A 20122-nucleotide genomic window follows, 5' to 3' on the forward strand; every position below is an offset into this window, starting at 1 on the left:
TTTATCATGAACATGAATGCCCAGGCAATTGCTCCACAGAACAAAAAGGCAGGTTATTACATACTGAATACCGTACGTGTACTGGTAGGTCTGTTGTTTATCTTTTCCGGACTCATCAAGGCTAATGATCCTTCCGGACTGGCCTATAAGATGGACGAATTTTTTGAAGTATGGAAGATGCAGTCTTTTGTAGCATACAGCCTGTACATTTCTATAGCCATGATTACCTTTGAGATACTGGCCGGTGTAGCCATGATCATCGGCTACGCATACCGTTCGGTATCATTCCTCATTCTCCTGCTCACCATATTCTTTACCTTCCTTACAGGCTATGCAGTTATATCGGGCAAGATAAAGGAATGTGGTTGTTTCGGAGATTGTATTCCCCTGAAAGCCCATCAGTCTTTTATCAAGGATTTAGTGTTACTGATCCTGGTATTCTTATTATTCCTGGGCCGTAACAGCATTCCGGAATTGTTCAAGAAAATGTGGGGACATGTGGTCATCATTGCCACACTCATCATTACCCTGGCCATACAGTTCTATACCTTAAGACATTTACCATTCAGAGACTGTCTGCCATACAAACCAGGCGTTAATATCTGGAATGATATGCAAGTGCCTCCCGGTTCTAAACCGGATGTATATGCCACTATGCTGGTATATGAAAAAGATGGCAAAAGAGTTGAATTTACACAGGAACAGTTTATGCAGGATTCCACTTTATGGAACCTGAAATATATCGAAAGCAAGACTACACTGATAGAAAAAGGTAATGCTACACCTAAGATCCAGGACTTCGCAATCAGAGACTTTGCAGGTCAGGATTATACAGAGTCACTACTTAAAGATCCGGGCTATTCTTACCTGTTATTTGTAAAAGATGCTGATAAAGTGAAAGGCAAAGACATGCAGGATCTGCAAAACCTGATTCGGGAGTGTTATGCAAAAGGCATAGGATTCTATATCCTTTCTGCTAATGATGAAGCGGCCACCAATCGTTTCAAAGCCCGCTACAAACTGGACGCGGATGCATATGCGATTGACGGAACGGTATGTAAGACAGCTATGCGCAGCAATGGTGGCCTGATGCTGATTAAAAATGGTACGATTATAGGCAAATGGAGTCGTTACGATTATCCAAAAACGGCTGTAAATCCAAAACAGTAATTACTGTCCGGAACATATAAAAAGAGAAAGGATGCTGATACAGCATCCTTTCTCTTTTGTATGACTTTTCTTATTTTATCTTTTGAATTTACTTTTCAGATGGCTGAGTGCATCAGAGAAGTTTTCGTGCTTTGGCTCTGCCGGAGCAGCTTTCTTAGGTCCGCCATGCTTCTTTGCCGGAGCAGCTCCCGGAGCCTGTGCCTGTTTGATGGAGAGGCCGATTCGCTTTCTCGGAAGATCCACTTCTGTAACCAGTACCGTTACCTTATCATTCAGTTTTAAAGCCTCACCCGGATCGCTGATATATTGATGAGAGATCTCCGATACATGCACCAGTCCGTCTTGTTTCACTCCAATATCAATAAAGGCACCAAAGCGGGTAAGATTGGTGACAATACCCGGTACAATCATACCTATGGTCACATCTTCAATGCTGTAGATATTAGCATATTCAAACTGCTCCAGGCCGCTACGCGGATCCAGTCCCGGTTTTCTCAGCTCTTTAATGATATCCTGCAGGGTATGCAGACCGGTAGTGTCGGTTACATATTTAGCAACATTAATGCGCTTGATCGCTTCTTCATTGCCCACCAGGTCTTTCAGCCCGATTTCCAGATCAGCAGCCATCTGCTCCACAATCGTGTACGTCTCGGGGTGTACACCAGATGCATCCAGCGGATGACCGGCATTAGGAATGCGCAGGAATCCGGCACATTGTTCAAAAGCCTTATTGCCCAGACGGGGCACCTTAAGCAATTCCTTACGGCTGGCAAACTGTCCGTTTTCGCTGCGGTACTTCACAATATTCTCCGCAACACCGGAACCGATGCCACTTACATACGATAATAAATGCTTACCTGCAGTATTCAGGTTTACACCAACCGCATTCACACAGCTCTCTACAGTCTGGTCCAGCTTCTCCTTCAGGCGGGTCTGGTTTACATCATGCTGGTATTGACCTACACCAATACTCTTCGGATCAATCTTCACCAGCTCAGCCAGAGGGTCCATCAGGCGGCGACCGATACTTACTGCGCCTCTTACAGTTACATCATGCGTCGGAAACTCTTCACGGGCTGTTGCCGATGCAGAATAAACAGAAGCACCATCTTCATTCACCAGGAAAACCGGCAGATCCAGTTTCAGGCCTTTTACAAACTGCTCTGTTTCGCGGCCTGCGGTACCGTCACCAATGGCAAATGCCTCAATATCGTATTTCTGGGCCAGCGAACGGATGGTATGTTCCGCTGCATTCAATCTATGATTTTTTTCATGCACATAGATCAGGTCATTATGTAATAAATCTCCTTTATCATCGATCACCACCACCTTACAACCGGTACGGTAACCAGGGTCAATGGCAATAATACGTTTAGAGCCGAGCGGGGAGGAGAGCAGTAGCTGGCGCAGGTTCTCTGCAAATACACTGATCGCTTCCTCATCCGATTTTACTTTCAATTCCATACGGAATTCGCTTTCCAGGCTGGGTTGCAGCAAACGACGATAGGCATCACGGATCGCTTTCTTTACATGATCAGATGCAGCACTACCGCTTTTCAGATACTCCGCTTCAATTGCAGCCAATGCCGTTTCTTCTTCCGGAGCAATGGTCATCTTGAGAATGCCTTCCATAAACCCTCTCATTACCGCAAGCATACGGTGTGATGGTATTTTAGCTACCGGTTCCGAAAACTCGAAATAGTCTTTATACTTCGCACCTTCTGTTTCCTGTCCCATCAGCACCTTACTCTGCACAGTCGCAGTACGTTCAAATAGCTGGCGCATACCGGCACGTATTGCCGCATCTTCATTTACCGTCTCTGCGATAATATCTCTTGCACCCTGCAAGGCAGCATTTGCATCTGCCACCTGTTCATTGATATAAGCTTTGGCCTCTTCTTCAGGATCACCGGCCTTCTGCTCCAGCAACCATAAAGCCAGGGGCTCCAGTCCGTTTTCTCTTGCAGTCTGTGCTTTTGTTTTACGTTTCGGTTTATAGGGCAGGTATATATCTTCCAGTTCATTAATCGTGGCTGCCTTGTCCAGTCTGGCCTGCAGCTCTTCGGTCATCTTACCCTGCTCTGTGATCGTTTTCTCTATAAATGCTTTACGATCCGAAAATTCCTGCTGAAATTTAGCCTCATCCTGTATCTGCTGTATCTGCACCTCGTCCAGCGCACCTGTTTTATCTTTCCGGTAACGGGCGATAAAAGGTATGGTAGCACCTTCTGCCAGTAATTCCAGCACGGCAATAACACCAGCCTCTGCAATTCCTGATTTTTGGGCAATAATCTTCGAATGTGTCGTATGCATAACTCTGTTTTAAGGGTAATAAAAGGAGGCAAATATAACCTCTTATACCATAAATTCAATTTCATTTTTAGCCCATAAATTCCTATAATATGCCTGTTTGAAACATTTTTCCCGATCAGGATAAAATGCTTCTCTGTTAGCAAAAGAATAATTAACTTAGCCCATCAAAATTTAATTTTTACTTCAAAGATGAACAAGAAATATTCTGTATTATTAGGTATCAGCCTGGGGGTAACAGTAATGTCCGCACAAGCCCAGACCGTATTTACAGTTGGCAAAGACGCCATTTCCAAAGAGGAATTCCTTGCCGGCTATAAAAAGAACAGCTCTAATAATACCCTGCGTTACGATTATAACTCTCTGAATGAATTTGCAAACCTGTACGCATTGTACAAAATGAAGGTAAAAGAAGCTGAGACTTTACGCATGGATACCCTTGCCGTCCTGAAGAACGATATCAATAATTATAAAACGCAGCTGGCCCGCAATTACCTGACCAGCAAAGACAATGTGAGCGCTCTGACTAAAGAGGCTTATGAGCGCAGTAAAACAGAACGTAAAGTAGCGCATATTCTGGTGCAGCATTATACTGCTGATCCGACCAACGATGCTTCCAAGAAATTTATTGACAGCCTGTACAACCAGATCAATACCGGAAAGGCATCTTTCGAGGATATCGCTAAAAGATATTCTATGGATAAATCTACCGGAAACCTGGGCGGAAGCCTGGGCTATATCACAGCCTTACAGACTCCATACGAATTTGAAAATGTGGCATACAGCACTCCGGTAGGGAGTATGTCTAAGCCTTTCAAAACACAATATGGTTACCATATTATAAAAGTACTGGCAGAAAGACCAACCAATGGTACGGTAGAAGTGGCACAGATCCTGTTGCCTACAGACAATGGCACTCCGGATATGGTTAATGAGCAATTGAAGCTGGCCAATGAGATCAGGGCTAAAGTGATCGCTAAGCAGGCTACTTTCGAAAACATGGTACGCCAGTATTCTAAAGATGAATATTCAGTGAATAATGATGGTAAATTGCCTGCATTCAAAACGGGTAAAATGACCGAAAACTTTGAGAATGCTGCATTCGGGCTGAAAAACCCAGGCGATATATCTGAACCATTCGTAACCGATTACGGAATTCACCTGCTGAAACTCATCTCTAAAAAACCATTAGGCACTTATGCCGAAGAGGAAAGAGAGCTGACAGCAAAAGTGGAGCAAAACAGCCGTTTCGAAATTGCGAAACAAAAAGATATGGCAGAAGCGAAAAAACGCCTTGGCTTTAAAGAGTTCCCGGAAAATATGGCGGCGATGATTGCTACCATTAACCAGAGTGATCTTGAAAAAGGAGCAACCTTGCAGGAATATCCGCAACTGACCGCAAAATTATTCGAAGTACAGAGCAAGTCTTATAGCCAAAAAGACTTCCTGCAATATGTAAAAGACCTGACCATGGGTCGCCTGAATGGCCGTAAGGAAGATGCTTTCCGGGAGTTATACCGCATCTATACCGATAAAGTGATTACTGATATCCTGGTTGATGAACTGGAAAAGAACAATAAGGAATACCAGGGACTGGTATCTGAATACCGGAATGGTGTACTGATATTTGACCTGATGGATAAAAACATCTGGTCTAAGGCTACCAAAGACACTGTGGGCCTGAGGAATTTCTACAAGAGCAACAGCAGTCAATACCAATGGCAGCCTGGCTTTGACGGGGTGATCTTCCAAAGCAAAAATCATGAAGCCTTAACACAAATCCATGATGCGCTGGCACAGGGACTTTCGGTTGAAGATGCACTGGCCAAAGTGAACACACCGACTACCAGTGAAAAGATATACCAGCAAACCGGCAGATTTGACTTCAGCAGTGTAAGCAATTTTGACAAAAACCAACTGAAAGAAGGAAAAGTAAGCGACATAAAATCTGACAATAACGGCGAAACGCTGATCTATCCAAGTAAGATTTATACTACTGCAATGCCTAAAACGCTGGACGAAGCAAAGGGTAGTGTAGTAGAAGATTACCAGAAGCAGCTGGAGAAAAACTGGGAAACGGAGCTGCGTAGTAAATACACCTACAAATTAAATACTGATGTGCTGAAAAAACTGGTACGTTAAAAAATACCGGACAGGGCTGTGGAGCATACCAAATTGCAAGGTTTTAGCGTTTGGTTTGCATATCACAGCCTTGTTGCTTGATAATAAAGCCATTGAATCCGTATCTTTACCGTGAATTTTAATAACCCTGCTTTGAGTAAACGTAATTCTACTGTCAAATATTTATTTGGCACACTTGCTTTTCTGTTCTGCTGTTTATGGAGTATTGTCCCATCATTTGCCGGAAAAATGAACGGTATCGTGGTGGATCGTATGTCTAACCAGCCTATAGATGGCGTCAGCATTGTAAATGTACATACCGGCAAAGAAGTGATTACCGATGCTGCAGGTAAGTTCAATATTGAAGTATTTAAAGGACAACTTGTAGAGTTTCGCGTAGCGGGTTATGATGTAGCTACTGTAAATGTAAAGTCGGATAACCTGGCAGCTTATTATAACATTCAGCTGAATGAAAGCAATACGATCATTGATGAGCAATTCCTGCGCAGAGATTATTTTGCAGAAGCAAAGATAGACAGCATTAAAAGACGGGAACTGTACCAGCAGGCACTGGATCATTATAAACTAACCGGCCTGGATATCATACAACATCCCTTCGATGCGCTGAGTAAACGTAACCGTATGATCTGGAAGTTCCAGCAGAATTATGAATACTGGGAGCGCAGCAAATTTATCGATTATGTTTTCAATGACCGCCTGATTGTACAACTGACCCAGTTAAGCAGCGATAGCCTGGAGCTGTACAAACGCTTATACAGACCTCCTTATGTATTCATCCGCAATATGAATGAGTACGAATATTATACCTACATTAAAAACTCTGTACGTGAATTCCGTGAACGCAGTGCCAGACAAGAGTTTACCAAACCAGAAGAAAAACCATATGAACCATATAACAGCGAGCGATAAGCATACTATTCTTCGCAGGAGCTCCCGCAACAGGGTAGTATCCTGGTGCTTTTTCCTGCTGATCATTATTACCTGTGCCTGCAGCAGTTCGCAGACATCAGCACAGGAGACTTTAAGTACCACTACACCTGATACGGTTTCCGGACTAAAGGTAATGCCGCAAACCACGGATAGCAGTGCAATTGTTGTGCTTCCGGAAACGAAAAGACATGGCGTTTTTTCCTGGAAAGATTCGGTAATCATCCCTAAAAGATCAGCATTGTATTCTATGCTGTTTCCAGGATTGGGACAATTAAACAATAAACAGTACTGGAAACTTCCTGTTGTATACGGTCTGCTGGGCGTGGGTGTGTACTTCTTCCAGGACAACCTGAAGAACTATAACCAGTTCCGTCTGATCTACGCCAATCGCCTGAACAATGTCTATACCGATAAGTATGTAGGGTTATATGATGATGTGCGGATCAAGAATGAACGGGATTATTATAAAAAATACCTGGATATGACTGTACTGATCGGTGCTGTTGGTTATGGGCTACAGATTATGGATGCCAATGTATTTGCCCATTTGAAAAACTTTGATATTTCGAACGATATTGCTTTTCGCATAAAGCCATCGTTTCAACCTACTCCCTGGGGCCTTAGCCCTGGCGTAGGAGTAGCCTTTCTCCTTAAATAAATTACATGCCAAGAATTATTGCTATAGATTACGGAAAGAAAAGAACCGGCTTAGCCATCAGCGATCCGTTAAATATGATTGCTAATGGTGTCGGTACTATAGATACAGAAAAACTGGTCTGGAACCTGAAGCAGTTATTCGCAGAACATGAAGTAGATACTATATTGCTGGGCTATCCTAAAAACCTGGATGGTACCGATACAGATATTACCGCTAAAGTAGACAAGTTCTACCAGCAGTTACAAAAGCTATTCCCGGATAAGAAAACCATTTTGTGTGATGAGCGCTTTACCTCTAAAATGGCCTTTCAGGCCATGATCGACAGCGGCCTGAAGAAAAAAGACAGGCAAAACAAAGCGCTGATCGATGAGATCAGCGCCAAAATTATTCTTCAGGGTTACCTGGATCATCAGTAAACCTTCCCTATTCTTCAGATTGTTTTGAGGATTTGCGTGAACCAGCTTCCTCTCTGATTTGGTAGTATTCAGATTTGATTTTTTTAGACGGCAGGTGAATCTGGAATCCCAGGTTTATATCCAGACCGGAAGTATTACCGGTACCATAAGTACCCTGGTATCTTACCATTGTTTCCAGGGCCACATTTGGCGTCAGGAAATAGGCATACCCTGCACCTACTCTGAGGTTAAAACCAACCTCAACATCTGTCTGACCAGCAATGCCGACACCCACTTCACCAAAGAAGCGGCCTTTGTTCAGGACATTATCAATATTAAATTCTTTCGGTGCAAAGTAATAACGACCGAATGCGCCGATACCGTAATTAAAAATCGGGTCTATACCCTTAATTGCAGTAAATCCGATAGGCACTTCAACACCAACCGCCAGGTTGTTCTGGATAAAGTAACCCACTTTAGGAGATAAACTCAGGCTTACGCTATTAGAGCTTCCCAAACCGAAATTCAGGTTCCCTAACTGGCCTCCAACTAAAAATGTTCCTTTTTGTAACTGTGCATTTGCCTGGTTAGCAAAAGCAAGGCCCACCAGGGCCGCTAAGGTAAATGTGATTTTTTTCATTTTGTCTTTGTTTAATGTTTTAGAAATAAGCAGCAGATACACAAAAGTGACACCACTCCCTTTAGACAAATATAGGATATTCAATCTTAAAATTGAGTTATCAATTAGCAAAAAACAGAATTAACACATTATCTAAATATTACCTGAATGTTATCTAATTTTTAAGAAAAGTCAATACAGGCCTAGCGATCAGCTTATTAATTACTTTTGTCTCAAATAAAATAAAACAGTAATTTATGAGCACATTTTTTCACAAATTCGTAAATAAACTGGCCTGTACGGTATTACTGGCTGGTGTGGGAATGACAGCAAATGCCCAGACTTATTCCGAGAATTTTGAAACACTGACGAAGAACACCTATGGTACTGATACCATTACCCTGAACGGTGTTGAGTGGATATTCACAGGTTCGCTTGCGGGTAACTCGACTGCAGATTATAAGCTGGGTAATGTATCGGTTCGTATGGCGGGAACAACTAACAGTACCTCAAATACGGCAACTTCCAAAATACAAATGAAAAACAATAAGCCTGGCGGTATCGGACAGGTTTCGTTTGTATACAGAAGATATGGTACAAGTACTACAGAAGGCGAGATCCAATGGTTAGTACAATGGAGCCCGGATGGTAATACCTGGAACACCCTGGATACGATCGTACCAACGGCAAACGTACAAACGTATATGCATACACTGAACCAGCCTACAGCGAGAATACGCGTATGGGGACACGGTTTCACCGCAGGTACAGCCAATACAAAACGTATGAACCTGGACAGCCTCGTACTGACCAATTATGCGACAAACCCGGCAGCTTTATACCTGACCAACCAGACGCCAATCGGCGCTAATGTACCGCTGGCTACAGATTCTCTGACAGCAACCTTCTCGAATGCGATTACGGCAAGTACGGGTAGTGTTAAACTGTACAAAGTAGGGCAGAGTACACCAGTAGCAACCTTTACCGGTGCAAATGCTACTATTTCCGGTAACAAAGCTAAATTCAGCCCGGTTACATTACAAAATAATACCGCTTATTATGTAACCGTAGATACCAATACATTTACATACAATGGTGCGGGTAACAGCCCGGTGAGCGGTACTGCAGCCTGGACATTCCATACCGTAGATACTACACCTTCTGTACCAACCGTAACTTACAGAATCCCTTATGGTGCCAATGTAGATCCTAATACAGATTCTATCAGCGTTACCTTCTCTGCTAATATTACCGGCGGTGCGGGTAATGTAAAATTATACAAGAATGGTCAGACAGCTCCTGTAGCTACATTTGCAGGCAGCAGTGCAACTATCAGCGGTAACAGAGCGAAGTTTACCCCAATTACTTTAGAGCCTGCAACTTCATATATCATCAAACTGGATGCTAATGTAGCTACAAACAGTGCGGGTGGTAATGATACTGTATCCTGGACATTCACTACAAGAGATACAGCACACTATACCAGCTTAAATGAGAATTTTGCTAACTGTATCAGCACTGCAATCGGTGTATTCGGTCGTTACAATGCAACCGGTACTAAAGTATGGAACTGTTCCAACTTTGGCCATAACGATACCAATGCAGTATACATCAACGGTGGTTCTTCTGCTACCGCTTCTGAAGCAAACAGTGACTGGCTGATCTCTTCCCGTAAGTTTGATTTTGCTGCAATGACTAATCCTACGCTGAGTTTCTGGCAGAAAAGACGTTTCGGTGGTTCCGTAACCCGTACTATTAAAATCTCTACAAACTATACTGGTGGTGGTGATCCTGCTGCTGCAACCTGGACAACCTTAACCGTACCGGCACTGGCTTCTGCTCCGGATTCCAATGTATGGTCTCAGGTAAAAGACATCAACCTGACTGCATATAAAAATACACCTTTCTACCTGGCCTTTACTTACGAGTGTGGTACCACAGGTGCTTATGAGCTGACTTATGATGATATTAAAGTTGAGAATAAAACAACCGGCATCAATACTGTAAAAGGTGCATCTGTAGACCTGCAGGTTTTAGGTATGCCAACCTACAATACCATCGAACTGAATATCGATATGAAAAACAGTGATAAACTGGAGATCAGCGTATTCGATATGATGGGCCGCAGAGTAGCCGTGCACAACCATAATGCACAGGCCGGCAGCAACAGAGTATCCCTGACAGATCTGAACTTATCTACTGGCATGTATGTAATCCAGGTAATGGGTCAGAAAGGTTTCGGTACTGTAAAAGCAGTAGTGCGTTAATAACAAGCATAACATACATCATCTTACATAGCATAAAAGCAGCTCTTCGGAGCTGCTTTTATGCTTGAATGAAGTGAATGAATATTTACCGGAAATATATCATTTTTGTATTGCGAAGTGAAAGGAGATTTTTCGACTACACTTCGTTTCGCTCAAAATGACGAGGTTGATGCCTTGATGAAAACAATAAGCGATCCATACAGAACAGATCGCTCAAAATGGCCTTATAAATCCGGCGTCAAGAAAATCATTGGCTCGGTCGATAAAGTCGGAAACCACTGTCTGAGCGTAGCGTTCTGGTTTGCGACCGACCGACACATTGATTTTTAGCCAGTGATTTATACAGCCTTGATTTTTTGGTGCTACCTTTTGCATCAAGGCAAAAGGTAGCAATAGAAAGTAACGCAAGGAAACAGGCAAATCTTTGTTTCCTGTAAGCGGATAATCAATTTAACTTAAATAACAAAGGCAGCCTTCCGGCTGCCTTTGTTATTTAATGGTATACTTTTATAATTATACGTTGAAACGGAAGTGCATTACATCACCGTCCTGTACGATATATTCTTTACCTTCAATACGCAGTTTACCTTTCTCTTTACATCCGGCTTCGCCACCCAGTTCGATATAGTCATTATAAGCGATTACCTCAGCTTTAATAAATCCTTTTTCGAAGTCTGTGTGAATCACACTGGCTGCCTGAGGGGCTTTCCATCCTTTGAGGATCGTCCAGGCACGTACCTCCTGCACACCTGCAGTGAAATAAGTGATCAGGTCAAGCAGGGTATAAGCTGCACGGATCAGGCGGTTCAGACCTGGCTCTGTAAGGCTGTATTCCTCCAGGAACAACGCTTTATCATCCGGATCTTCCATTTCAGAAATCTGTGCTTCGATATTATTACACATAACAATGATCTGTGCACCTTCTTCTTCCGCAACTTTCTTCAGCGCTTCAGAATACTTATTACCTGTATGCATAGACGCTTCGTCAACGTTTGCAACATACAGTACCGGCTTGGCTGTCAGCAGGAAGATATCAGCGATAGCCTCTTTGTCTTCACCTTCCAGTTTCAGTCCGCGAATGTTCTTGCCTTGCTCCAGGTGACCTTTACAAGCCATCAGTACATCCAGTACTAACTTTTGCTTAGGATCAGCCTTAACCATTTTCTCTACACGGGCTATTTTCTTTTCCACGCTGGCCAGATCGGCCAGTTGCAGCTCTGTATCAATAATTTCTTTATCGCTAACCGGGTTGATCATCCCTTCTTCACGCAGGATGTTTTCATCCTCGAAGCAACGGATCACGTGTGCGATCGCATCTACCTCACGGATGTTACCTAAGAATTTATTACCCAGTCCTTCCCCTTTGGAAGCACCTTTAACCAAACCTGCAATATCCACAAATTCGATTGCGGTAGGCAGTATACGCTGCGGCTGCACAATCTTAGCCAGTGCATCCAGGCGCTCATCGGGTACATCTACCAGGCCCACATTGGGTTCGATAGTACAGAATCTATAGTTAGAAGCTTGTGCTTTAGCACTGTTACTTACTGCGTTAAATAAGGTGGATTTACCTACGTTGGGCAATCCTACAATTCCTGCCTGTAAAGCCATTGTTGTTGAAAAAATTTTTGCAAATGTACTGATATTTTATCAATACCCGAATGACCAGGGCTTATCTTCCTGTGTTCCGGTCAAATATTTTCCCTGATACCTTATCTTTGCCCCGAATCAGCTTCAATACCGTATTTGAACCATGCAGTCCGGAAAGATATCCTATCAAGATAATATACTTCACTTTGCCCGATACGGCAATGGCCCAGCTTTATTACTGGCATTTCATGATAAAGGGCAGGACCAGTCCTTTGTCAAGCCACTGGCCGCGCAGTTGGGCGGGCGCTATACCATTATCTCCTTCGACCTGCCGGGACATGGACAGTCTCAATGGAAAAGCCCGATGGATAAAACAGCCCTGGTGACGATTACCGAGCGATTCAAACTGGAATTCAACGCTGACAAACTGGATATACTGGCCTGCGGCAGTGGCGGTAGGTTTGCCCTTACACTGGCAGAACAACGCTGCGAATGGATTAATGCCCTCTGGCTCTTCGACCCGGAAGGTTTATACCATTTACCCTGGTACAGTGCCCATACAAGATCGGTACCGGGCAAAGGATTATATCGCTTTTTTGCGGCTAATCCCAAACGCGCCATCTCCATCCTGAATGCTTTATCTTCCATAAAACTGGTAAAGAAGGACAATGTGGCCTATATGCAGGAAGAGCTGCATCAGACTGAAAAAGATACGGCTACAGCGCAATTATGGGCTTTTACCAAAGACATTATTCCGGAACCGGATAAGGTAAGGTGGCAGCTCAAAAAGCATGGGGTACAGGTGCAACTGCATATCTCGGCTGTACCACAGAAACGGGCATTGACCTTTGCAAAGAAACTGGACGTCGTACAGATACATCCTGACAGCAGCCAGCAGCAACTGTTTGAGGCATTTATACAAAAGGCATAATCTACAGAAGATGATCTACACTTTAGCGTTCTGTACCCTTTGCATATTGTATGTTGTACTGATGCTGTTATACCGCTATGGTTTCAGTCAGGAAAGACAAACCACTGCTGTATCAGAAGGGTATATTAATGAATACCCATTTTTTTCTATCATTATACCGGCACGGAACGAGGCCAATAATATTGCAGCCTGCCTGCAATCTATACTCAACAATAACTATCCCGGTGACCGGTACGAAATTATCCTGATCGATGATTTTTCTACTGACGATACTGCGAATATAGCAAAACAATTGTTGCTACCGCCGCATCGTGTACTGCGACTGAAAGACCATCTCAGTGCGGAAGAACGGATCAATGCATACAAAAAGAAAGCCCTGGAGATCGCTATCCAGCAATCAACAGGCGACTATATCATCACTACAGATGCGGATTGTATACTGCCTTCGCAATGGCTAAACTTATTTGCCTCGGCCGTAGCAGAACAGGGAGTGCACTTTGTGGCTGCGCCGGTATCTTTCACCCCATATCAGCAAAACGATTCCTGGCTGTATTATTTCCAGAGCCTGGATTTTATGACCATGCAGGGCATCACTGTGGCGTCCAATAAACTGAATCTGGGCAATATGTGTAACGGAGCCAATATGCTCTTTTCCAGACAAGCCTTTGAAGCAGTTGATGGCTACAGGGATATTGACCATAAGGCATCAGGTGATGATATGATGCTGATGCAGAAGATTCAGCGCCGATTTCCCGACAGTATACGTTACCTTTTTGAACATCATGCGATAGTCGAAACCCCTGTTCAGCCTGACTTTGCTTCGTTTATCAATCAGCGCATCCGCTGGGCATCCAAGGCCGATAGCTACCCCCAGTTTAAGATGACCCTGATCCTGCTGGTGGTATACCTGTTCAATTGCAGCCTGCTGTGTACTGCTATCATTTCATTTATATGGCCTTTATATTTTCCGGTGCTGATTTCGGCACTGGTTATCAAAGTATTGGCAGAACTCTTTTTTCTTTTTCCCGTGGCCCGGTTTTACCGTAAGAAAAGCGAATTAATATTTTTTATATTTTTACAACCATTGCACATCTTGTATATCATTATTGCGGGATTTTTAGGTAAATTTGGTACATATTCCTGGAAAGGGAGAACCGTGCAATAAATGTACACTTTGAAAAACTATAAAAAATATGCGTAAAATCATCGGCATCCTGTCCCTGCTGCTCATAGTAGGTATAGGCGGATATATATACTGGTTCTACATTAACCGTTTCAGTGACGGACAGCGGGAAGGTGTATTACAGAAGTTTTCCCGTAAAGGAAATGTCTTTAAAACCTATGAGGGAGAAATCCTCATGTCCGGATTCGGAAGGGTAGGAGGCAACTTTCAGGCACAATACTTCTACTTTAGTGTAGAAGATCCAAAGGTCGTTGCCACTATGGAACAGAACATCGGTAAAAATGTGATCATCCATTATAATCAATACCGAAAGAGTCTGCCCTGGCGTGGAGAGACCTATACCAATATGAATGAGAAGAGAGGACAATATATAGTAGATAAAGTAGAGGTAAGCAATACACCGGTGCAACCCCAGCAACAGCAGGCTGCAGAGGATATCATTGCTTATTAGCATACAAACAGCACCTCTGGGATAATACAGTAACACAACATTACGCAGCACACAACCGGGTATGATAGCAACACTATTGGAATTAGACAGGTCTTTATTTTTGAAAATAAATACAGAATGGATCAGCCATTTTACAGATGTCATTATGCCAGTATGGCGCGACGCCAAGACCTGGGTTCCTCTTTATATAGTAATTATTGTACTGTTGTTCTACCGTTTCGGCATCAGGGTATGGCCCTGGTTGATTACAGTTGGCCTTATGATCTTATGCAGCGATCAGCTCAGCAGCCATCTGATCAAGCCACTGGTAGCAAGGGTACGCCCCTGTAATGAGCCTTTACTGGAAGGCCAGGTGCGCAGATTGCTGGGATACTGCAGTGGCAGCTACAGCTTTACTTCTTCTCATGCGGTAAACCATTTCTGCATTGCAACATTTATATTCTTCACACTTAAGGAGCATACCGGTAAATGGATCGGGGTTTTGTTCCTGTGGGCATTCTCCATTGCATACGGGCAGGTATATGTGGGTATTCATTATCCCCTCGACATTACCTGCGGGGCAATAATAGGTACAGGCATTGGTTACCTTTTTGCAACACTATTTAACCGAAAAGTAAAACTGCCCACGGTTCGTAAGACTTTTCAAAAAGCAATAGCTTCATAAATCATTTTCATTGACAAAATCCTTACACCATATCCTATTTGCCATAATGGCCCTGTTCTGTGTATGCTCCACTACGGTGTTGTATGCGCAGAAAGTGATTATTGGTAAGGTTATTTCCGAAAAAGAAAAAACACCGTTGGCTGGCGCTATGGTTATATACGAGCAGGACACTGCCCGTACAGATAGTCTCGGTGGCTTTATCTTGTCTACCCAGTCAGCAGCCCGTCAACTATTGGTACTGGCACCCGGTTATACACAGTCTATTGTTCCCTTACGGGAAGAGGCAGACCTGATGCTGACCATTATGCTATATGCAGAAAAAGAGGAAGGCATTTTTGTGGATGACCGCAAAGCACCTAAAATGCTTCATGTCGATTCGCTGAAAGGCCAGGGAAATGACACTAGTACCTTTACCGGAACAGTGGGTAAGATAGCCGGCTACATATATGGTCGGGACAAAACAGAAGCTATGCCCGGCGTAGCTATATTTCTGAAGGAAGAAGAGGAGGGGGCCTTAAGTGATGACAGCGGTCATTTCGAAATCCTCTTCAATGGCGACAAACAGTCCCTGCATATATCTGCCCTGGGTTATGAAGAATTAGATACCATAGTTGCTGCAGGTACTACAGATCTGAAAATATACCTGAAACCTATAGAAAAGGAGCTGGGAGAGGTAATGGTACTGGCTAGGAGAAAAGGTCGCTATCGCAATAAAAACAACCCGGCTGTAATGCTCATCAGGCAGGTGATTGATCATAAAGAACAGAACCGTATGCTGAATGATGAGGATGCAAAGTTTGTTTCTTACGACAAGATGGTCTTGTATGCCAGTAATCTGCCGCGGTCGATCAAACGCAACTTTTTCTTCCGTAAGTTTCGATTCCTGTTCCAGAATGAAGATACTACAATGATGAAAGGGCGCAAACTGTTGCCCCTGTTCGTCACCGAAAATATTGCAGACAATTACTGGAGTAAATCCCGGCAGAAAAAAGCGACGGTCATGACCTCTGAAAAGCGCATGCGCTTTGGCTCCGGACTGATAGAAAGCAATAACATTTCCTCCTTCCTGGACCGCTTGTACGACCAGGTAGATATTTATGATAATAAGATCAGGGTGCTGAATAATTTCTTTCTCAGCCCGATTGCTCCTGCGGCACCGCAACTGTATAAATACTACATTGTAGATACCACTATTGTAGATGGCCATAAGGTTGTGCAGCTTGAGTTTGAGCCCCGAAATAAAAAAGATTTTTGTTTTATGGGCAGGATATTTGTGACCCTGGATCCGGACTATGCGGTGACGAAAATACAGATGGGCATTCCTAAAGGGATAAACCTGAACTGGACCAATGATCTGCGCATAAATTTAGGATTTGAAAAGCAGGCTTCTAATGGTAAGTACTGGCAGACAGAAAGCAATTACTTTGTCAACTTCGGGCTGTTCAATTCTAAGCGGGGTGCTGTAGGGGTACGTAATATACGGCGCAGCGATTACCAGGCCAATGTATCCATTCCGGATACGGTATTTAAAGAAAAGCAGCAGTCCTTAGAATATTTCGGTGATACCACGCTGAAGCGCGACAATGTATTCTGGGACGATAACCGCCCGGAACCGCTTACGTATCATGAAGAAAAAGCTTACCGTAATGTGGATAGCCTTATTACCCTAAAGGCCTACAAGAATATGATGGAGTGGGGCTATGTACTGGCCAGTGGCTATAAGAACCTGGGTGCTGTAGAAGTCGGTAGTCTCTATGATCTCTATACCTACAACCAGTTAGAAGGTCATAAGTTCAGGGTAGGTGCCCGAACCAATATTAAAAAATGGCAACGCTTCCTGGTAGAAGGTTATGCAGCATATGGTACACGCGATGAGCGATTTAAGTATTATATCGGCGGCAGCTATTCCCTTGCTAAAAAGTATATTTATGGCTTCCCTTCAAACTATATCAAACTCAGCTACCAGAGTGATGTACGGGCACCAGGGCAGGCATTAGGCTTTGCCACCCAGGAGAAAGTTGCAGACATTGCCAAGCGCGGCGATGGCAACCGCTGGATCTATAACAAGCTTTTTACTGCACAATACACAAAAGAGTTGCACAACCATATGACCTTTACCCTCGGTTATAATAACTGGCAGCAGGAAGCAGCAGGAAACCTGTACTTTGCCCGGGCCTCTGACCAGATGGATACTGTGCGCAATATCAACACCAATGAGTTCAGCCTCAACTGGCGCTGGTCTCCCAATGAGAAGTTCTACCAGAACAAACGTTACCGCGGCTATATGAGCAACGGGGCATTGGCCCTTTCGATGAAGGCCACAATGGGCTTTAATGAGGGATATGGTGCGCAAACGATACCTTACCAGAGACTAGATGCCAATCTGACTAAAACATTTTTCCTGGCACCACTTGGAGAGGCGCGCATCACCCTGAATGCCGGTTACCTCTGGGGCACTGTACCTTATCCATTGCTGTTTATACCGCAGGCCAACCAGACTTACCGTTTCAGCGTAGGCGCGTACAACCTGATGAACTTTATGGAATTTGCCAGTGATAAATATGTGGGACTTATTGTTGACTATCATATGAAAGGCTTCGTACTGAACCGTATACCACTGGTCAATAAACTCAAGCTCAGAGAAGTATTTTGTTTCAAAGCATTGTACGGTGGCATACGTAATGATAACCTGCCCCAGTACAACAAATCATTATTACTGTTCCCCGCAGATGCCAATGGCAGACCTATTGTCAACAGCTTGGGCACACTACCTTATATAGAAGCGAGTGTGGGCGTAGAGAATATACTACAGGTACTGCGTATCGATTTCGTAAAGCGATTTACGTATACCGATCTGCCTAATGTATCGCCTACCGGTATTCGTTTCAGCTTCGGATTTGACTACTAGAAAATAGTCACAGTTTTGTCACATAAAGTCTTGTCAAAATCGGCTTTCTGAAGCTTTTTGTTTTATATTTGCCCAAAACAAAAAATCATGAATACAGGACTATTACATGTACACAGCCTCTTACGCTATCTTATTGTGATCGTAGGTTTATGGGCTATTTTCAAAGCTGCTTCAGGTATGAGTGGCGGAAAAGCATATACCAAATCAGACCAGAGACCAGGTTTGTTTTACCTCATCTTTATGGATCTGCAGCTGGTGGTAGGCCTTTTGTTGTATGTAATGGGTGGTTTCGGCATCAAGCGTATCAAGGAAATGGGTATGGCTGAGGTGATGAAAGACCAGATCAGCCGTTTTTTCGTAATGGAACATACCTTGGGTATGCTGATCGCACTGATCCTGGTGCATATAGGTTATGCACAAACCAAAAAAGCAACACTGAGTGATCAGAAAAAATACTCCAAATCATTCTGGTTCTTCCTGATCTCCTTTATCATCATTCTGGCATCTGTGCCATGGCCTTTCAGAGAGCTGGGCAGAGGATGGATGCCGGGTATGTAATCTTTTTAATTATATTGTATATTGCAGGGTATGAAGCACAACACTTCATACCCTTTTTATATAGGTAAACACAGCCTTTGAACCATGCGCTATCTCTATGTCATTTATGCACTGCTCACTTTTGTGATCGGTTTCCTGATTCGCCTGCCTTTTATACTTCTGTTCAGCCTGGATGGCGTGCGGGGCCGAAAGGCTACCTGGAAGCTGGTACAGCTCTGGAGTATAGAGTGGTTTTTCCTGATCGGAATCCGCAGCCGCAGGATATTCGAAGCCCCCCTGGACGCAAAAAAAGGGCCATATATAGTAGTGGCCAATCATATTTCCTACATGGATATACCGATCCTGTTCCGGACATTGCCGTTTTATGCGCGGCCGCTGGCCAAATTTGAGCTGGGAAAGATACCCTTGTTCGGTTTTTTGTACAAACAACTGGCGGTTACAATAGACCGCTCCAGCGGCAAAAGCAAACTTGCCGGCGTGCATAAGTTAAAAGATACTATAAATGAGGGTGGAAGTATACTTATTTTCCCCGAAGGAACGTTTAATGAAACAGGAGCACCTCTTAAATCGTTTTATGATGGTGCCTTCCGGGTGGCGATCGAAACCCAGGCGCCTATACTGCCGGTTGTCTTTTTAGACGCATTGTCGTTATGGCATTATAAAAGCTTCTGGTCATTGAAGCCGGGGATAAACAGAACTGTATTTCTGCCGGTAATTGATACAGCCAAATATGGAAAAGATATGCACCAGCTAAAGGAAGACACCTTCAAAAGCATGGAAAAGGCTATCTTGCAATATAAGTAAAATTTATTTTATTTTTTGTCAAAAAAATGTGACAAATTAACATACACACATTTAAGAAAAATAAGTAATTTTGTATTACAAATAGATGTTCAATTTTATGGAGTGCACATTTAATGCCCCGTTTTATTGTATTTATATTTTTTTGTTTTGTTTTTAGTTTAAGAAAAGGTAGTTGCCGTATATTTTTATACCAGTGACTACCTTTTTAATTTACTGAAAATCAGACGATTGCCAGGCTTGCAGCATTTCTTAATGTGTCTTGCTATCATTATAACTCATGATGACACCAAAATAATACCCCTTAAGCTGCTGGTTAATAACCAGTCTTTGGGTACAGTAATGGTCCAGCCGATTTCTTTGCTGTGATAGTTGATGGTTTTTGGTGCAGCTACAGTCTCTGCAGACTGATCATCGGTATGGCAGGCCATTAGCCCCAAACACAATCCTGCTAACAGTATCAGGTATCTCAAGAAGTAAATTTGCAGCAATTTAGCTTAAAAATGTTAAAATCATTATAGTATAAATACTGGTTATGCAAGCAT

General features: G+C 43.3%; 17 protein-coding genes. 13 read left to right on the forward strand and 4 right to left on the reverse strand.

Translation table 11 applies throughout. The features are described from left to right. Positions 1-6 precede the first annotated feature (6 nt). Positions 7-1170, forward strand: coding sequence for a BT_3928 family protein (locus EMP01_RS10165; protein WP_129021411.1), 1164 nt, complete (start codon positions 7-9; stop codon positions 1168-1170). 75 nt (positions 1171-1245) lie between these two features. Here EMP01_RS10165 and EMP01_RS10170 read toward each other — a convergent pair whose 3' ends face one another. Further along, positions 1246-3483 carry a Tex family protein gene (locus EMP01_RS10170; RefSeq protein ID WP_129021412.1) on the reverse strand — a complete coding sequence of 746 codons (2238 nt, stop codon included), beginning with the start codon at positions 3481-3483 and terminating at the stop codon, positions 1246-1248. A gap of 189 nt (positions 3484-3672) precedes the next feature. On the opposite strand from EMP01_RS10170, the gene EMP01_RS10175 reads away from it, so the two are divergent. The 4 genes from EMP01_RS10175 to ruvX all read left to right on the forward strand — a co-directional run bounded on the left by EMP01_RS10175 (position 3673) and on the right by ruvX (position 7626). Continuing rightward, complete coding sequence (locus EMP01_RS10175) at positions 3673-5622, forward strand: peptidylprolyl isomerase (protein WP_129021413.1); 1950 nt, start codon at positions 3673-3675, stop codon at positions 5620-5622. Positions 5623-5754: 132 nt separating this feature from the next. Then, a complete protein-coding gene (locus EMP01_RS10180) occupies positions 5755-6531 on the forward strand; it encodes a carboxypeptidase-like regulatory domain-containing protein (RefSeq protein WP_129021414.1) in 777 nt (258 codons plus the stop codon). Next, on the forward strand, positions 6506-7210 hold the full coding sequence (locus tag EMP01_RS10185; RefSeq protein WP_129021415.1) for a DUF5683 domain-containing protein: 705 nt from the start codon (positions 6506-6508) through the stop codon (positions 7208-7210). The genes EMP01_RS10180 and EMP01_RS10185 overlap by 26 nt, the downstream gene beginning before the upstream one ends. A gap of 5 nt (positions 7211-7215) precedes the next feature. After that, a complete protein-coding gene (gene ruvX / locus EMP01_RS10190) occupies positions 7216-7626 on the forward strand; it encodes a Holliday junction resolvase RuvX (protein ID WP_129021416.1) in 411 nt (136 codons plus the stop codon). A gap of 7 nt (positions 7627-7633) precedes the next feature. Here ruvX and EMP01_RS10195 read toward each other — a convergent pair whose 3' ends face one another. Then, entirely contained in the window at positions 7634-8245 is a 612-nt protein-coding gene (locus tag EMP01_RS10195) for a porin family protein (RefSeq protein WP_129021417.1), read from the reverse strand. Positions 8246-8481: 236 nt separating this feature from the next. Here EMP01_RS10195 and EMP01_RS10200 point away from each other — a divergent pair, with 236 nt between their 5' ends. Continuing rightward, on the forward strand, positions 8482-10491 hold the full coding sequence (locus tag EMP01_RS10200) for a T9SS type A sorting domain-containing protein (protein ID WP_129021418.1): 2010 nt from the start codon (positions 8482-8484) through the stop codon (positions 10489-10491). 513 nt (positions 10492-11004) lie between these two features. Here the strand turns inward: EMP01_RS10200 and ychF are convergent. Beyond that, complete coding sequence (gene ychF / locus EMP01_RS10205) at positions 11005-12102, reverse strand: redox-regulated ATPase YchF (RefSeq protein ID WP_129021419.1); 1098 nt, start codon at positions 12100-12102, stop codon at positions 11005-11007. A gap of 142 nt (positions 12103-12244) precedes the next feature. Here ychF and EMP01_RS10210 point away from each other — a divergent pair, with 142 nt between their 5' ends. From EMP01_RS10210 to EMP01_RS10240, 7 genes are all read left to right on the forward strand, one after another. Next, positions 12245-13012: an alpha/beta fold hydrolase gene (locus tag EMP01_RS10210; protein WP_129021420.1), complete on the forward strand. Its 768-nt coding sequence runs from the start codon at positions 12245-12247 to the stop codon at positions 13010-13012. Between the two features lie 10 nt (positions 13013-13022). Next, positions 13023-14177, forward strand: coding sequence for a glycosyltransferase (locus EMP01_RS10215; RefSeq protein ID WP_129021421.1), 1155 nt, complete (start codon positions 13023-13025; stop codon positions 14175-14177). A gap of 28 nt (positions 14178-14205) precedes the next feature. Further along, a complete protein-coding gene (locus EMP01_RS10220; RefSeq protein WP_129021422.1) occupies positions 14206-14646 on the forward strand; it encodes a hypothetical protein in 441 nt (146 codons plus the stop codon). A gap of 61 nt (positions 14647-14707) precedes the next feature. Further along, positions 14708-15310: a phosphatase PAP2 family protein gene (locus tag EMP01_RS10225; RefSeq protein WP_129021423.1), complete on the forward strand. Its 603-nt coding sequence runs from the start codon at positions 14708-14710 to the stop codon at positions 15308-15310. 10 nt (positions 15311-15320) lie between these two features. Continuing rightward, entirely contained in the window at positions 15321-18218 is a 2898-nt protein-coding gene (locus EMP01_RS10230) for a DUF5686 family protein (protein WP_129021424.1), read from the forward strand. An 87-nt stretch (positions 18219-18305) separates the two neighbouring features. Then, positions 18306-18776 (forward strand): hypothetical protein, encoded by a 471-nt coding sequence (locus EMP01_RS10235; protein WP_129021425.1) that lies wholly within the window; start codon positions 18306-18308, stop codon positions 18774-18776. Positions 18777-18860: 84 nt separating this feature from the next. Next, positions 18861-19580, forward strand: a complete 720-nt coding sequence (locus EMP01_RS10240) for a lysophospholipid acyltransferase family protein (RefSeq protein ID WP_129021426.1) — start codon at positions 18861-18863, stop codon at positions 19578-19580. Positions 19581-19855: 275 nt separating this feature from the next. Here EMP01_RS10240 and EMP01_RS10245 read toward each other — a convergent pair whose 3' ends face one another. Continuing rightward, on the reverse strand, positions 19856-20050 hold the full coding sequence (locus tag EMP01_RS10245; protein WP_129021427.1) for a hypothetical protein: 195 nt from the start codon (positions 20048-20050) through the stop codon (positions 19856-19858). Between the last annotated feature and the right edge of the window lie 72 nt (positions 20051-20122).

Source organism: Edaphocola flava, from assembly GCF_004118155.1.
GTDB classification, from domain to species: Bacteria; Bacteroidota; Bacteroidia; order Chitinophagales; family Chitinophagaceae; genus Edaphocola; species Edaphocola flava.

Coding starts and splice junctions, on each gene's coding strand:
- EMP01_RS10165 (WP_129021411.1), top strand. CDS start 7: ATGAACATGAATGCCCAGGCAATTGCTCCACAGAACAAAAAGGCAGGT.
- EMP01_RS10170 (WP_129021412.1), bottom strand. CDS start 3,483: ATGCATACGACACATTCGAAGATTATTGCCCAAAAATCAGGAATTGCA.
- EMP01_RS10175 (WP_129021413.1), top strand. CDS start 3,673: ATGAACAAGAAATATTCTGTATTATTAGGTATCAGCCTGGGGGTAACA.
- EMP01_RS10185 (WP_129021415.1), top strand. CDS start 6,506: ATGAACCATATAACAGCGAGCGATAAGCATACTATTCTTCGCAGGAGC.
- ruvX (WP_129021416.1), top strand. CDS start 7,216: ATGCCAAGAATTATTGCTATAGATTACGGAAAGAAAAGAACCGGCTTA.
- EMP01_RS10195 (WP_129021417.1), bottom strand. CDS start 8,245: ATGAAAAAAATCACATTTACCTTAGCGGCCCTGGTGGGCCTTGCTTTT.
- EMP01_RS10200 (WP_129021418.1), top strand. CDS start 8,482: ATGAGCACATTTTTTCACAAATTCGTAAATAAACTGGCCTGTACGGTA.
- ychF (WP_129021419.1), bottom strand. CDS start 12,102: ATGGCTTTACAGGCAGGAATTGTAGGATTGCCCAACGTAGGTAAATCC.
- EMP01_RS10210 (WP_129021420.1), top strand. CDS start 12,245: ATGCAGTCCGGAAAGATATCCTATCAAGATAATATACTTCACTTTGCC.
- EMP01_RS10215 (WP_129021421.1), top strand. CDS start 13,023: ATGATCTACACTTTAGCGTTCTGTACCCTTTGCATATTGTATGTTGTA.
- EMP01_RS10220 (WP_129021422.1), top strand. CDS start 14,206: ATGCGTAAAATCATCGGCATCCTGTCCCTGCTGCTCATAGTAGGTATA.
- EMP01_RS10225 (WP_129021423.1), top strand. CDS start 14,708: ATGATAGCAACACTATTGGAATTAGACAGGTCTTTATTTTTGAAAATA.
- EMP01_RS10235 (WP_129021425.1), top strand. CDS start 18,306: ATGAATACAGGACTATTACATGTACACAGCCTCTTACGCTATCTTATT.
- EMP01_RS10240 (WP_129021426.1), top strand. CDS start 18,861: ATGCGCTATCTCTATGTCATTTATGCACTGCTCACTTTTGTGATCGGT.